This window comes from Mesorhizobium sp. P160187 (assembly GCF_057766425.1).
Window position 1 is genome coordinate 397,014 of record NZ_JBYMDX010000002.1, and the last position, 15,501, is coordinate 412,514.

Sequence of the window (15,501 nt, forward strand, 5' to 3'; positions counted from 1 at the left end):
GGCTGGTGATTGTTCACGTCACTGATTCCCGCGAAGGAACGCCGCCATGACCAAGACTGAAGTTAAGACCGCCAGCGCTGCCGTCAAAGACATTTTGCTTCGAACCCGGATGGATTGCACGAAGTGCTCCGTGCGGTGATGCAGGAGGTGCTTGAGGCCGAGATGGACGAGGCGCTGGGTGCCTCGAAGAGCGAGCGCACGCCCGAACGGCTTGGCTATCGCTCGGGCTATTACGGCCGTACCCTTGTGACGCGGGTCGGCAAGCTCGAGCTGCGGGTTCCGCAGGACCGGGCCGGGCGCTTCTCCACCGAGCTGTTCGAGCGCTACCAGCGTTCCGAGCGGGCCTTGGTGGCGACACTGGCGGAGATGTATGTGCAGGGCGTGTCGACCCGCAAGGTGAAGGCGATCACGGAAGAACTGTGCGGCCATGCCTTCTCGGCCTCGTCGATCTCGGCCATCAACAAGCGGCTGGACGAGAGCCTCGCTGCCTTTGCCAGGCGCCCCCTTCAAGAGCCGTTTCCTTACCTCATCCTCGATGCGCGCTACGAGAAGGTGCGTGAAGCCGGTGTTGTCATGAGCCAGGCGGTGCTGATCGCGGTCGGCATCGACTGGGACGGGCGCCGGCAGATCCTGGCCGTGGAGATGGCCAATCGCGAGAGCCGCTCGGCCTGGAGGGACTTCCTCGTCGGCCTCAAGGCGCGCGGCCTCAAGGGCGTCGAGTTGGTTGTGTCCGACGATCACGCCGGCCTGGTGGCAGCGATCGGCGAGGTGATCCCCGAAGCCGCCTGGCAACGCTGCTACGTGCACTTCCTCAGGAACGCGCTCGATCATCTGCCGAGGAAGCACGGCGACGACTGCCTGCAGGAATTGCGCTGGCTCTACGACCGGCGCGATCTCGCAGAGGCCAGGGCTGATCTTGCCGCATGGCTTGCAAAATGGTCGGCACGCTATCCGCGCCTGACAGGCTGGGCCGAGGATGCCATCGAACAAACCCTGACCTTCTTCAGGCTGCCGAGACAGCACCACAAGCATCTCAAATCCACCAACATGCTGGAGCGGCTCAACGAGGAAATCCGCCGGCGCACCTATGTCGTGCGCATCTTCCCCAATACCGAAAGCTGCCTGCGCCTGGTCAGGGCGTTGGCCGTCGAGACCAATGAAAACTGGATGGAGGCCAACCGATACATCAACATGGACGACCTGCGCGAGCACAAGAAGCTCGCTCTGCGCCAAGCCGCATGACCAGCATCATGGCTGCCCAATTTTGCAGAACTTGACGCACACAACCCTGCGATACCTGTCGCCGGTCCGGAAGAAGCGCTGGGTGGTCTACGCCAAGGCGCCGTTCGGGGGACCGGAAGCGGTACTCGCCTACCTGTCGCGCTATACGCACCGAGTCGCGATCTCGAACCGCCGCCTCATCCGGTTCCAAGAGAACGGCGTCACCGCTACAAGGACTACCGTCGCGACGGCGTCGACCGGCAGCAGGTCATGACGCTTGCGACGGACGAGTTCATCCGCCGCTTCCTGCTCCATGTCCTGCCGCGTGGGTTCCACCGCATCCGTCACTACGGCCTGCTCGCAGGCTCCGCCCGCAAGGATAGCCTCGCCCGCGCCCGCGAACTCCTGGACGTCGCCGCGCCGCCTGACCTCGGCGATTCCGACGAACCGGACGACTTCCGTCCGTCATGCCCGTGCTGCGGCGGACGCATGATCGTCGTCGAGGTGTTCGAACGCTGGAGGCAGCCACGCGGTCCGCCGGACGCAACCGCGACGAACCGGGAGACCGCTCCATGACCCGGCATGGCATGGTCCAGACTTCAGTCGCAGGCCCTCAGCCTCCGGCAACGGATCGACGCACGTCTATGGTGATTATCGACTCCGACAGAGCCGGGCCCAGCCGCCCACCGTCCCGACAATACCGCGCGGAGGCGCAACGAAGCGGTCTGTCCGCATTCACCCCAGAGCTTCCCGACGGCGGTCGCGCCATCGCCGACATCAGCTGCAAATCGAAATCCCCATAGACATCGACTGTGGCCCGCGGGTTCCTGCATGAGAGGCTTTCGTACGCCCGACGGCACCCGAAACCCTTCCCAATATTGGACGTCCCGGCCCGTACCGTCGGCTCCCAATAGCAGCCGTTCGTTCAAGTTTGCCTGCGATGACGACATGGGGCGGGAAACGGGCAGGTAGGTTTGGTCAGTTTAGCATCAAAGCGGACATCGATCCCGTTCACCTAACCATGGCATCCCGAGGCTACGCCCACATCGCCAGTAGCGTTCCCCACTCCGTGCAGCTGCGGGCCATCACTAAAGATCCGCAGATTGTTCAGAGTAGAAAAGTTCGATGGCCTTGAAACATCGTCCCGTCGATTGCAGCAAACAAGGAGCCATCGGGAAAGACGCTTCCGTTCTGTACTACTGGGTTAGCTGGGCCGCCGCCGTCCGTAGTGTTGCCGTCATAAGTCAAAAGGGGCCACTCATCGTCCTCCAAAGCCGCTCCGATTGCCTCAAGGGCATGAACGTCAAGACCTGCGCCTATCCATAGTCCCTTTTGGTGAGGTGAGATTGTGAGCGACATCGCGAACCGACGGGCACCGACCTGGAATATGGGAAAGTCGACGGCTATGCGATCGCGGCGTTGAATGTCGCGAAGACTTCTTGCCGTGTCGGTCAGCCCCATGAAGGCCAGCCATGCAGCATAGTTCCGGCGTCTCACCCAGCTCTTGGGTAACTCAACCGGCCCCGTACCGTCTCGCCCGGGAGGGTCCACGAAGATCAAGGCAGACTGGGCGGAATTTCCTTTCTCACGAAAACAGCTGTAGACCGCAATCAAAGCGGCCTTCAGGACGGTTTTGATCTTGCTAGGGTCGTTATCGGGCTGCGAGAAAGACGCCTTAGATTCTAAGATCATCCGCTGCATGGTCTGCGTTTCAAACAGAAAGTCAGCGAGCTTCATCGTCTTGCCGTGAAGCGAGGCGAGGTGGCTGGAGACCGCTAGGTCCGAGGCAAGATGGCCGGCGAAGTTATACCCCTTACCATGCGCGAAGAGCAGCGAGAGTCCTTGGCCTAGGCGACCGCTCAGACTGGTCCGCGTGAAGTCGTTGAGCGATGCGGGACTTCCGGGAACGATCCTGAGATTTGCGGCAGGGCTAAAATCAACGATCCTGTCGACCTGCAGCAGGAAACCTAATCCGGGTAGAAGGAGATCGCGCTCCACAAGATAGTCAGCTTTTACAACGGCGTGGGCAAGTTGCCAGCCAGTGAAATGCAGCGGTGGTTTCGGCTGTGCCAGCGCAACCCATGCCGGGCCATTCGGTAGCCGAGATTTGCGAATGTCGGCCTGTGCCCATTCATACACGGCGACATTGTGGCTTCCCAACGCTGCGAGCATCCGCCCTACACCAGCAAACATTTGCACCCAACTCTAGCCGACGAACTTCTCTTCGACCTTGTCGCGGCTGTTGTCTTGCCAGACATAGGACACCCGCCTCGCCAACAGCATCACACCTTCAGCGACTTGCCGACCGCAACGAGATCGGGCAGGGATTTTGCCGGCAAACGGGCGATGCGCGTTGATCTTGCCGTCCATCCTCTGCAGGAACTTGGTCGAACGCAGGCTGCTCTTGAACGACCCGTATTCTTCGCGGTCGTAGGTATCGACGGCGGAGTCATAGAACCGGTCGACAGATTTGCTCACATATTTTCGGACCGCATTCGTGAATTCCGGGGTGTTCATGCGCGCCAGCGTTATCTGCGAGGCTTTGACGTTTGTGAACTTTTCAAAGAGCTTGTATGTGCAATAGATGATCCAATACGAGCTTGTGACACTGAGCAGCCCGGCATTTGCGTCGGCACCGATGCCCTTGACCAGAGCTTGCCGCTCCTCGTCCGCCAGCTTCCCGACTATCCAGCTCAGGTACACCGCGGTCGCTGGGATGCCCTTGTAGAAAAGCTTCTGATACGGCTGATCGAAGAGTTCGCCCTTGTTGGCGATGGCCTGGATAAGGAACTCATTCTGGGTCGACGCGAGGAACTGCGTCACTTTGTCGAGTTCGATCGTTTTGAAATCCTTTTTGCGCCGGGATCCTTCCTGCTTCGGCGCATAATCGACACCGACCGTCTTGAAATCGGCGCGCAACGTTTGCTGTAGGTCATCCGCCGCTCGCACGGACCAGATCCGAACGGCGTTCTGGGAATTGTTGTAACGAACGATGTCGTTGCGGATAGCGGACTTGGCCGCGATAACCCGCGCCAAGACCTTTGCTTCCCGCGACGCCTTCGCCTGCACCAGACTCGATGTCGTCTGGCAACCGTTGACGATACTAAACCGCTTCAGCTTCAACGACGTCTTCGTGCCCTTTTGAGGAATTGGCTCGACCGTATCCGCAACGAACGTAACGCCGTTGTTGAGCGCCCAAAAAGCGCCGGGTCGGGACTTTGCCGTTTTGATGATCTGCTCGTTAATGCCGCCCTTCCGCGCGCCGAGGAATAAGCGGATGTTGCCGGCGAACAGGTCGTCATTGTGCGCCTTATAGAGACGCTGAAGTTCCTCGGCGCTGATCGAGCCGACCCAAGCCCGCCCGTACTCACCATTATCCTCGATGTGGCCGCCACTGAAGTTCAAGGTGTCCTCGGCGATACCTCGTTCAGATGAGACCAAGGTCTTGTACCGCGCCAGGATGTCCTCCTGCGAGAAGTAGAAGTAGCCCACGTCGACGTTACGCGGGTCTTCTTGATGAGCGGTCACGGAATCGCTGATTTCCTTAGACTTTAATCCCAAGGTAATCAGACCCGCGGCGACAGCATAGTCCGGATAGCTTTCCTTAAGATTTTCTATCGTTTCGGCCATGTCGGGGCGACCGGCCTTAGCAAGCTGCTTCGGGTCGTGCACGAACGGAATGGACGAGATCACGGCGTCCCATTTCGCCTTGGAGGTTTTCTTATCGAAATTGACCGGACAATGAGCCTGGATGATCACGATTTCTTGGGCGTTCTCATCGGCGAAGGCCAGGTCGATGCCCTGATCGTTGCCGCCGTCGCTTCCTGCAGCCTCAAGAGATTCGTCTTCGTCCTGGTTAAAAAAATTAATGGCGAACCAAGCAGCGAACGCCCGCTGTCGAATTATTCCGCCCCGGAGCGCAAGTTCATCGATCGACGCCAGAATGTCGGTAAGCTCTTTATTCTTATCCATAATTTGCCCTCCCAAGGAAGACACGGGGTAACCCAGTGTGGCAGGCAGCACAAGGAAAACTTGGAAGTTCTTACGGTCGCGGTTCAATCGCTGAGGTCACCCGGCGCTTAACGGCAGCCAACTGATCCTCGACGCCCGAAACCGGACAGCCTGGTATCGGCCCCACGGCTGCCAACCCTCAATTGTTTCTCTTCCGGCCAATCAAGGCCAAGGAGAAATGAAATGGGATATTCTCGATACGCTGCAGTTCGTGGCCGGGCTGCATGGAATGCTGGAAATGGTTGGACCAAACGCCCTCTGACCCAGAAACAGATCTGGGCAATCCGCTTCTTCCTGGATCGGGAGGGGCGAGTTCGCGACCGTGCCCTGTTTGATCTTGCAATCGACAGCAAGCTTCGCGGATGCGACCTCGTCAAGATCAAGACAGGCGACTTGGTCACGGGGCCGGAAGTTCGAACGCGGGCGACCGTCATTCAACAGAAAACCGGACGTCCTGTTCAATTCGAACTCACCAGCGATGTGCGTGCCAGCCTATTGACGCGGCGGCACCGTCGGTGATCACGCTTTCCCCAGTCGGATCGACCACTCGCACCACATGAGCACGCGGCAGTATGCTCGTCTGGTCGATGAATGGGTGAGCGCGATTGGGCTTCGATCATCAGACTATGGCACGCACTCGCTGCGAAGAACGAAAGCGGCCATGATCTACAAGGCAACCGGCAACCTGCGCGCCATCCAGATCTTGCTCGGACACACCAAGATTGAGAACACGGTTCGATATCTCGGTGTGGACATCGAGGATGCGCTGCTTCTGGCCGAACGAACCGAGATCTGAACATGGAGCGGTCATTCGTTTATACCGGATGACCGCTCCGCGCGGCTGGCTCTTCGCCCACGACATCCGCAAGTGGGGTGGGAAGGGGCCGTTCGCTTTCCGCACGGATTGCGCGAAAGCGGATGTCATGGTGCTGAGCCTTCTGTATCTGCTTTGGCAAAGGCACCTGCCCGAACGCGATGAGGATCGATCAAGCGACGACGACAGTGATCAGCACCTCGCTGCCATCGAATCAGAGCGAAGGCTCAACCGAGAGCCGGATCGCACCGGTCAACCGAGGCGCGCGCTTTTCGGAATTTTGACTATTCACAGGCATTCCAACAACGCCCACCCAAGGCGCTACTCATAACTTATCATGTCTTCTACAATCACTGCGGGAGAATCACACATGGTTATGAATTTTGACAGTCTTTCGCGACCCAAGGGCATGTCGGCGCCAACGGATCCGTTCGAAATCTTCTCCAAGACCCCCAACCAGAAGAACGTTCCGAACGATCTTTGGAAAGGGCAAGCCGAAGCCCTAACCCGATGGCACAAGAGCCGCACGAATGAAGACAGCGTGATCCTGCTGAACACAGGCGCAGGCAAATCGATAGTCGGTGTTCTGATGGCGCAGAGTCTGGTCAACGAAGCGATCGGGCCCGTTGTCTTCGCATGCGCCACAATCGACCTGATCGAGCAGACGGCACGGGAGTGCGAACGTCTGGGGATCAAATATACTAAGCGTGCCGCAGGCAATTTCTCCAACGACTTGTTCGAAACGGGCAAGGCATTCTGCATCACGACCTATCAGTCATTGTTCGTCGCGAAGTCGACCTTCACAGGAATAAAAGCGCCTGCCGCTGTCATCTTTGACGACGCGCACGTCGGAGAGCGTGTAATCCGAGACGCGTTCACCCTGACTATCAGCAAGGAGCAGCACCCCGCGCTGTTCCACGAGGTCGTCGAGATCGTCCGGCCCGAGTTCGAGGGCCTCGGGAAAGGGCCGCATTTCAGTACCGTTCTGGAGCAGGTGGGCCACCAGGCGGTCACGATGTGTCCGCCTTCGACCGCCTTCCGGCATCGAGAAGCCATCCTTGATGCGATCAAGAAGATCGACTGGCGGAACTCGGACATGATGTTCCCAGCGATTCGTCTGTGGGAGAATCTCGGCACCTGCGCTGTTTTCGTGTCGGCGAACGCCATCGAGATCACGCCTCCGTTCATCCCTACCGGGGTCTATGACTTCCTCGGAAAAGGGGTCCGACGCATCTATCTGTCGGCCACCGTGGAGTTTGAGACGGACTTCGTCAGAGGGTTCGGACGGCGCGCGAAGGACCCTATCGTGCCGGACAACGACGCTGGCAACGGAGAACGACTGATCCTTCTCAGCAGCAGGTTCGATCAGAAGGTCGACAAGAAGGACGTGGCGGCGGAGATCCTGAAGACACACAAGCTACTGATCTCGGTGCCGTCGTACCCGAAAGCCACGGCTTGGAAGGTCTTCGGGACACCGCCGAAGCGCGGCGATTTCACAGACGAGTTGCAGGCCTTCCGGACTTCTAAGACAGGTTCCTTCATTCTCGTCTCCCGTATCGACGGCATCGATCTGCCTCAGGACACCTGCCGCGTTATGCTGATCGACGGCGCGCCGTCGGGATCGAGCCTCATGGACCAGTACCTGTTCCAGAACCTGTCGCTGGCGAACCTGTTCTCCACAAAGATGGCCAGCCGCATCACGCAGCTTCTAGGGCGCATTAACCGGGGTCGAAGCGACTACAGCGCGTTCGTCATCTACGGCGGAGACATCAACGTGTGGCTGAAGACCGACCGCAATGTGGCGCTGCTACCGCCGCTCATCCGTAAGCAGGTAATCCTGAGCCAAACGGTACAGGAAGGCATGGACCAGTACGACCCGGCGAAGATCGCAGATCTGGTCACGCAGGTGCTCGGCCGAGATCAGAGCTGGATGAATTTCTACCGCGAAACGGTCGACGGCTTGGAGGTCTCATCCGAGGCGTTGGAGAAGGTGAAGGAGCGCGAAACGCAGCTCGCCGCATCTGCCGAGGCCGAGTGCAAATTCATGACTAGGTTGTGGCAGGGTGACATTGACGGTGCCCGGACAGCACTGCTTGACGTTCTGGACGACACCGCGCTGGCGGATGCTAAGCTTGCCGGCTGGTATTCGGTTTGGCTTGCCGCCTCATACGAAGCCGAAGGTGACAGCGAAACGGCGATAGCCCATTTCAAAAAGGCAAGGGCCAGACTGTCGCCGAAGCTTAACGTTCCGGCTCGAAGCGAGTTGGACCGCGAGTTCGAGAAAGGCGGTGCGAAGACACTGCTTCAGAGGCGCCTTCTTGAAGTGAACCACCATGGCCCGCAGGCGCTGGGTAATCTCATCGCCAAGCTCAAGATACAAGCCAAGATACTGGGGGACACAGCCTCTTCGTCGAATGCCAAGGAAGAGGCCGTCCGTATGTACGGTGAGCTGATCGGCTTCTCGGCCAGTCGGCCGGACAACGAATTTCATCATGGGCCCGACGTAATATGGAAGGACGACGAGGCAGCGACGCTTGTAGCGTTCGAGCTGAAAACCGAGAAAAACGAGCCAGCGCAGTACACGAAGGCAGAGGTCGGACAAGCCCACAATCACCTGCAGTGGCTGAAGGACAGCGAGGGAGAAACCCGGTCCGGCGGACTTCTCCTGGTGGGTCCGCCTGGTATCTGCAAGTCCGAAGCCAGCCCGTCCGACGACATCTATCTTGTCGAGACCAGCGCTCTCGTCGAGAGGATGCGATCGTTCATCTCCAAGATCGACGACACTAGAGGGAGAACGGCCATCGATCGCTGGACGCTACTGAACGAACTAGGTGGTCTTGCGGAATGGCAGCCGACCGGTTTCTTCGGGGCTCTGGCAACTAAGACGTTGAAGTCGCTGAAGGTGCCTTGAGCCAGGCGGAATGACGGTTCAGGCGGCGACCTCAGCCGCCCTACGTCCGCTTTCGGGCGCCTTCAATCAGTTGCGGGATGGCTTATACGAGGTCGGTTGCCGAACGACGGCTTACTGAGTTTTTCCGCCAGAACCGGACAGGCAGCAGACGGCCTAATATGAGACGTGCGTTACCTCGCTGGATGTGGGGTGCCGACCGAGACATCCCCGGCCAAAAATGCAAAAAACCGTCCCGGTTAGACCGGGGCGGTTAGCGTGTTATGACAGAAGTGGCTGCGGGGAGGCGCAGCATGTATCGTCCATGAGGAAATAGGGCGTCTGTGGGCGACGGCGCCAGTGCGGCGACCAAGGGCGGCGTGCTCAAGCTTGACGTGGCGATGCGACAGGCTTGTAAGTGATCAGACACTGCAGGTAACCGATGGCAAGCCGACAAGTCCAGAGCATCACGGAGCGACTGCCCTACTCTTTGAGAGAAGGTGTGAACGGCTATGTTGACGCCGTTGCCGCGGTAGTTCCTGACATCGCTAGGGACGCGCGCGTCGAGATCAGCGGCGATAGGCTGGACCAATTCCTGCTCGTCGTCGCCATCCGGAGGATCTGGTCCACTGTAAACAGCCAGTTCTGGATCATGAACGACTGCATCAGCGTGGCAACGCGAACACCTCCGGGGTCGGAAGGCCCGCCTCAAACACGCGGCTTCCGCATCGGGCGGGACGAAATCAGCCAAGATTCCTCGGCAGTCGTGGAAGGGAGAAACCTTCGTCAGGAACTCTATAAGTTGATAGTTAAGCTCGACATCGAACATCTCGTTGCGGAAAGCAGCAGTCTGAGTGATGTGGCCGCGAAGATGTTTGTGAGGGAAGGTTGAACGTCGCCGAAATTGAGAAAGAGCTTAAAGCTTTCATCAACAAGCACTCCGTTCAACTCGAGCACCTGGCGGTTAGGGAGACTGCGCTTCTAGAGCTGGGCGCCCTCACTATGGCGACCGAACATTACCGGCTGGCTGGGTACACGATCACGGTGGAGAACGCGATCAACGGCCTCTTCGTAGCCAAGCTGTCGTCTCGCGGGTACCCTTATAATTTCTCATGGTTCAAGTGTGTTAAAGGTGACGAGCTTTACGAGATACATTCCAACCTCTCGGTCATGGGTGGCCATAATGATGAGGCAGTCTATGTCGTCGACGTGGCTGTCGTTGTAGGCGACGACAAGGTGCCAAAGGCTAAGCCAAAGCAGAAATGGGTAGCGCTGGACAACAAGGCGCTGGCGACGTTCGCTGAAGTGAAAAAGCTGGTCGTGTACCCGATGCTACTCGCTCAGTTCATCGGAATTGTGCACGAAATCACGCCTTCAAGGCTCAAAAAGCTGAAGGCCAGCCTGCCTGCCGACAACCACTTTCCGCCTTCTCTGATCACCCTAGGGTATCTGACCGCGACCTCAAGCAAGGCCCTGAAGGGGTTTGCGAAACGGAAGTTCAGGGTTTGCGTCGTCCACAACTTCGATATGTATCTCTCGCAAATGAGGCGAGGTGAGGCATCGAAGTCGCCTTTCGTGATGGTCCAGACCATCCTGTAATAGAAACCCGCCTGAAACCGGGTCCGTGGCAGGTCGGCGTAGAGAAGAAAGCTCACGGGACACATCGCGTTCCGCCAGCTGCTGCCGTTTTTGGACAGGGTGAGCCGGTCCATAAGCCATCGGCGAGCTTTCCATGAAGACCGTTGCGCCGCCGGGCTATTCCTTGCGTTGCGGCATGAGGGGAACAAAGGAACCATGATGTGGCCGCTTCCGCCGCAATGCTGCCGGGCCGCAGTGCGCCTCATCTCAGTCATTCGATCGCCGGATCTCGATTCCGGGAGCTGCCGTTCGCCGACTTGGCTATGGATCCGTAGCTCGCATTCTGATTAGTCTTGGCGTATTGCTGCGCTGTCAGTTCCCCGACTGCTTGAATATTCGCCCGGTTGGTCGAAAAGGACGCAGCGCTGCTGAGATTGGGTGAATCCGAAGGCGATGCATTGGTCCAGTGCCGAGCAGCCCCGTTCGCACTCGTTGCGAGAGCGGGCGCTCAGCACCCGGAACCCGTTGCCTGAAAAAGCCTTGCCGTTGAAATACTCGAAATAGGGAGCCGCACTCGACGCCGGCGGCATGTCATCTCCCGAGATAACGCCGCTAGTAGCGCGGGCGTTCATCAAGAGTTGACCTTGTCGCTTCTTGAGAAAGCACTTTCGGTTCCACGCGTCGTAAGTGAAAGCCCTGCACCAGCTCTCCGAAGCTCGGCACATGGATTCACACTGTTCCACGTTGTCAGCTTGACGGGTCTCTGCGGCCTCACTCTTCAGATCCCTGTTGAGGAAACGCCTGAAAGATCCGGATGGCGGCGTGACGGCCACCGCCTCCTCTTCCAACTCGCCAGGCTCCGGCGGCGGTTCTGCAGCCTGTGGAGAGGCAGGTGGATTGACTGGCGGATGATAGCCAGTGACCAGACTGCGAGTGCCGGCCGTGTGTCCTTGGCTTTCCTGCGCGCCTGCTACGCTCGAGAACAGCCTGCAGACGCCGCCATCCGACGAATGATCAAAGCCCGCGCACCCCGAGCGCGCGGAACAAAGCTTGCTGCAGGCCTCAAGCGGCACGCTGACCGTGGCGCTGACCGCCCCGTTCAGGAAGGTCTGCGGGTAGCGGAAGAGCTCCTGGGCCGATTGCGCGTTTGCGGGCCGACCTCCGGCCGGCGGAACAATAGCAGCCGCAACTGCGACCACAAACCCTATCAGTAGTCCAACGGTTCTGCCGCTTAATTGCCGACGACAAATGCGATCAGCAAACATCCGCGGGCAGGCAGGATGCACGTCCGATGGTGGCTCGGACACTTGGAGCACCTGCGGATTGTTCATCTGTGACATTGGTTGCCTTTCTCCGCCGTTTTCCGAAGAGAGCCTCAAAAGCTTCCGGGACCGCTCAGCGGACATTTCCGGGATGCGAGAACCGAGAAGGTCCCAAATTGGTTGTTGCAGATGCGGAACTTAGACGGACGTGCCGTCGACGCCGAGGAGGTCGGATCTGGTGAGGCCGCTTTTGACTTTGCTGCCGGCCGCTGACTTGTCGCCTCTCGTTGTTTTTTACGTCTTGGTTTCGCTCGGACGATCGCCGCAGGCTTGCCAGTCTTTTGCGATGTGGCGCTTTTCTGCTTCGTCGCTTCCGCTTCTGACGCACCTTGGCTCCGCTGCGGTGTCGGTTGAGCTGCGACTGGCGGATTGGCTGGCGGACGGTAGCCCATGACGAGACTGCGTGTTCCGGCGATGTGTGGCGGCTCTCACCCGCGCCAGCCACGTTCGCGAACAGCCGACAGACACCGTCGGACGACGAGTAGTCGAAGCCGATGCATCCCGAACGCGCGAAGCAGAGGTTTCTGCACGACTTCAGCGGCACGCTGACCGTGGCGCTGACGGTTCCATTCAGGAGGGTTTGTGGATAATCGAAGAACTCTCCTGTCGACTGCGCGTTCGCTGGCAGAATCCCCGTTGGCGGCACGACAGCAGCAAGCGCGCCCGCAAGTCCCAAAAGAAGTCCCGCCATCCCGCGACGAAGACCACCTGCCAGCATGTTTCCTCCTCGCCTGCTCAGCCTCGCGCTACCGTTCCTGTACAATGGTCGTGTCCGCGGAAACGGCCGGTGCGAGCTTCCTTTTCAGGCGGATGATGTTCTCGTAGGATTTCTGTATCCGCTCAAGCATTTCCGGGTCCTTGCGCGCTTCCTCAGACAGGAGGGCGGCAACCTTTTCCGGGACCAGGGGGTCTGGATGTTTGTCGTTGGCGAATATCAGGATGTCGTTCCCTGCCAAAACGGCTCGGCGCACCGAGTCCTCGAAGCTGATGGTGTTGGTAATGGCCTGCATCTGCATGTCGTCGCTGATAACCACGCCCTTGAAGTGCATCTTGTCCCGCAGCAGCCCGGTTAACGTCGCGCGGGAAAGCGAGGAGGGGATTTGGGCCGAAAAGGAAAGCTTGTTATTTATCACATGGGCCGACATGACCATGTCGACATCTCCCGACGCGATCAGGTTCTTGTAGGGGAGAAGTTCCTTATCGCTCCATGTCTTGGAAACGTCGGCCATGCCCTTGTGGCTGTCCTTGGTGCTGGAACCGTGCCCAGGGAAGTGTTTCAAGACCGTTAGCACTCCCTTCGCCCGATGCGCTTCGACGAAAGCCTTCGCGTATGCCTCGACCGTCTGCGGATCGGCGGAAAAGCTCCTGCCAAGCTTGCCAATGATGGGATTTGCCGGGTTGACGTTGACATCGACGACGGGAGCCAAGTTGAGGTTGAATCCCAGATCCGAGAGAGCGGAAGCGAGGTTCTGGTAAACCACGCCGGCCTCGTCTGGACTCATGGACTTAGCCACAGTCGCCTCGCTCGGCGTCTCGTTGAACCCCATGGCTCCAGTGAACCTCTGGATACGGCCGCCCTCCTGGTCGACAGCAATGAGCAGCGGGGTTGCCGCGAAACGCTGCAGGCCCTCGTTCAGTTGCCGCACTTGCTTCAGGCCGTCGATATTGCGCCCCAGATAAATGACGCCCGTGATCTTTCCTTCCTCCGCTTGCCTGACGACTCTCGCGTATCCCTCGGCATCGGGCTCGCTGCCGACAAAGCCAACCAACACCATCTGCCCGATCATCTGACGCAGCCTGGCGTCTTCGATTATTCGATGCAGGTCGACGATTGGGATGCGGGCTCTCGGCACTGGGGGGTCAGCCTTCAGCGGTGAGGAAAGACAAAAGAAGGCGCAGGCAACAGCGGTGAGAAATGCGATCCGCGGCGGCATGTTTTAGTCCCTCGGAGCGACGGGATGTACAAAGTCGGGAGTGACCGTCCGGCTGTTTTTTCGCGCCGACGTCATGCCTTTTCGCCGCACCGGGTACAGGTTGGTTCCCTGGACCAGGAAACATCGGTTGGGTCTCACGGTCACCCACGTAAACCCACCGCATCCACCGTCCGAGTGACATTGCCCCATGCATTCCTGATAGGAGATCGCAGGCGATTCCATGCCGTTTCCAATGAAGCCGCTCAGGGTGAAAAGCTCCCAGTCGGCAGTCAAGGTCGGAGGAGGGGCCGATGGTTTAGCCTTGAAATAGAGGCCGGACCGTCCCAAAGGGTAGGATTGCACGAAATCGAAGCCCGATTTTAAAAAGCATCGATTCACCTCCTGATTGTAGGTGAACGCCCGGCAGGAGGTTCGGCTGTCACACAGAGCCGAGCAGCTTTCGGCGTTGGGCGCATCGATGCCTTTTGACACGAGATCGCCCCCCCAAAGGTCAACCCCGCTGAAGGACGCATAGTACCAGGACTCGGCATTGGCGGGATCGTGATAGCCTGGAATCCGCTGGCGGGTGCCGCCGGTCGAGAGCGGGTCAGGTTGTGCTGAGGCGACCGCTGGAAACAAACGGCAGAGGTTGGTTGAAGAGGAGTGATCGAACCCGGCGCAGCCCGAACGCTCCAGGCAGATTTTCCGGCAGTCGTCCAAAGGTCGCCGGAACTCGGCACTGGGGGTTCCCCTCAATGCGGTCTCTGGATATTCGAGAAGTTCGCCTCCTGACGCCTGCGCCAATGCCTGCGTAGCAATTCCAGGCATCGCAAGCGAAAATGTCAGCAGAAACGCCGCCGACGCTGTTCCGACCACGCGCAACCAATGCCGCCTCCGCTGCATTCCGCTTCCCTTGGCCCAACCCATGAAACCGATATGTAAGAGCGGTTGGGTCAAGGACTGATCGACCCTTCGCAGTAGGTGGTGCGAAGGAAATTCTCGTATGCGTTGGCGTGGTTCGAGCCCGTGTCGCTAGCGTCGACGCAAAGCGAGCTCAGCAGGTTGTTGGCTTGCGCATTGCCCTCTAGCGCGAGTTCGAAATACGAACGCGCCGCCTTATTGGAGTCGATCGCGTCCACGCGGTCCGGCGCGAAGGTCCTTGGATCATACCATTTCGCCATTTCGAGCTTCGCGTCCTGGTTGCCTCTCTGCATTGCGAGATTGATCGCCTGCAGCCCGACGCTCCGGTCTCCGCGCTTGAAAGCCTCCTCGCTTAGCGCGAAGAGTTCATGGCCGTCAGTGTCGGTTTCCTTGAGCTTCGCCAGCCTGGCTGCAAGCGGAGGATTTGTCGGGTCGGTGTAATTCGAAAGCAGGCTGCGCGTCGCAGCGGTCGAACCCACGTTCACGCGTCCGGCGCCCACGCTCGCGAACAGGCGGCACTCGTCCTTTTGAGAATGGTCAAACCCCTGACATCCCGAACGCGCCTCGCAGAGTTTCCGGCATTCTTCTATCGGCTTGGAAAACTGGGCGCTGACGATCCCGTTCAGCAGAGTGTCCGGGTAGTTGAAAAGCTCGTTCGCCGCGGAATTTTCCTGTGCTCCCGCTGACAGGGTCATGCCCAGCAAGATTGCAGCAGCCATAGCCGCCATGTACCCCCTGAAGTGGAGGAAATACTTGTCGAAGCTGCTCTTCAGCATGCCATTGTCCCTCTGACGGTTCCATAGGCGGCGAATTGCCGGACCTTGTGATTTTCAA

General features: G+C 58.9%; 10 protein-coding genes and 3 pseudogenes. 6 read left to right on the forward strand and 7 right to left on the reverse strand.

The features are described 5' to 3' along the window. Window positions 1-46: 46 nt before the first annotated feature. Together AC3CCE_RS03115 and AC3CCE_RS03120 are read left to right on the forward strand one after the other, a co-directional pair. A pseudogene (locus AC3CCE_RS03115) lies at window positions 47-1,242 on the forward strand (IS256 family transposase). Between the two features lie 46 nt (window positions 1,243-1,288). Continuing rightward, window positions 1,289-1,797, forward strand: a pseudogene (locus AC3CCE_RS03120) (IS91 family transposase); the annotation flags it as partial. Between the two features lie 531 nt (window positions 1,798-2,328). Here the strand turns inward: AC3CCE_RS03120 and AC3CCE_RS03125 are convergent. Next, window positions 2,329-3,414, reverse strand: a complete 1,086-nt coding sequence (locus tag AC3CCE_RS03125; RefSeq protein WP_352793063.1) for a hypothetical protein — start codon at window positions 3,412-3,414, stop codon at window positions 2,329-2,331. Window positions 3,415-3,426: 12 nt separating this feature from the next. After that, a complete protein-coding gene (locus AC3CCE_RS03130; RefSeq protein WP_352627326.1) occupies window positions 3,427-5,193 on the reverse strand; it encodes an AIPR family protein in 1,767 nt (588 codons plus the stop codon). 222 nt (window positions 5,194-5,415) lie between these two features. On the opposite strand from AC3CCE_RS03130, the pseudogene AC3CCE_RS03135 reads away from it, so the two are divergent. The 4 genes and pseudogenes from AC3CCE_RS03135 (at window position 5,416) to AC3CCE_RS03150 (ending at window position 10,532) form a co-directional block, all read left to right on the forward strand. Continuing rightward, window positions 5,416-6,028: pseudogene (locus tag AC3CCE_RS03135) on the forward strand (tyrosine-type recombinase/integrase). 388 nt (window positions 6,029-6,416) lie between these two features. Further along, the gene (locus tag AC3CCE_RS03140; protein ID WP_352544020.1) at window positions 6,417-8,957 is read left to right on the forward strand and encodes a DEAD/DEAH box helicase family protein; all 2,541 of its coding nucleotides are present in this window, start codon (window positions 6,417-6,419) and stop codon (window positions 8,955-8,957) included. A 478-nt stretch (window positions 8,958-9,435) separates the two neighbouring features. After that, on the forward strand, window positions 9,436-9,825 hold the full coding sequence (locus tag AC3CCE_RS03145; RefSeq protein WP_352544019.1) for a hypothetical protein: 390 nt from the start codon (window positions 9,436-9,438) through the stop codon (window positions 9,823-9,825). Continuing rightward, window positions 9,822-10,532, forward strand: coding sequence for a hypothetical protein (locus AC3CCE_RS03150; protein ID WP_352627324.1), 711 nt, complete (start codon window positions 9,822-9,824; stop codon window positions 10,530-10,532). Before AC3CCE_RS03145 ends, AC3CCE_RS03150 begins: the two co-directional genes overlap by 4 nt. 326 nt (window positions 10,533-10,858) lie before the next feature. Here the strand turns inward: AC3CCE_RS03150 and AC3CCE_RS03155 are convergent, their stop codons facing one another. The 5 genes from AC3CCE_RS03155 to AC3CCE_RS03175 are packed head-to-tail and all read right to left on the reverse strand — an operon-like array spanning window position 10,859 to window position 15,443. After that, the gene (locus AC3CCE_RS03155; protein ID WP_352544017.1) at window positions 10,859-11,851 is read right to left on the reverse strand and encodes a PAN domain-containing protein; all 993 of its coding nucleotides are present in this window, start codon (window positions 11,849-11,851) and stop codon (window positions 10,859-10,861) included. Between the two features lie 55 nt (window positions 11,852-11,906). Beyond that, the gene (locus AC3CCE_RS03160; protein WP_488377088.1) at window positions 11,907-12,551 is read right to left on the reverse strand and encodes a PAN domain-containing protein; all 645 of its coding nucleotides are present in this window, start codon (window positions 12,549-12,551) and stop codon (window positions 11,907-11,909) included. Window positions 12,552-12,579: 28 nt separating this feature from the next. Further along, a complete protein-coding gene (locus AC3CCE_RS03165; RefSeq protein ID WP_352627322.1) occupies window positions 12,580-13,767 on the reverse strand; it encodes a glycoside hydrolase family 3 protein in 1,188 nt (395 codons plus the stop codon). 3 nt (window positions 13,768-13,770) lie between these two features. Next, window positions 13,771-14,703, reverse strand: coding sequence for a PAN domain-containing protein (locus AC3CCE_RS03170; protein WP_023692437.1), 933 nt, complete (start codon window positions 14,701-14,703; stop codon window positions 13,771-13,773). Continuing rightward, entirely contained in the window at window positions 14,700-15,443 is a 744-nt protein-coding gene (locus AC3CCE_RS03175) for a PAN domain-containing protein (protein ID WP_023692436.1), read from the reverse strand. The genes AC3CCE_RS03170 and AC3CCE_RS03175 overlap by 4 nt, the downstream gene beginning before the upstream one ends. Window positions 15,444-15,501 lie beyond the last annotated feature (58 nt).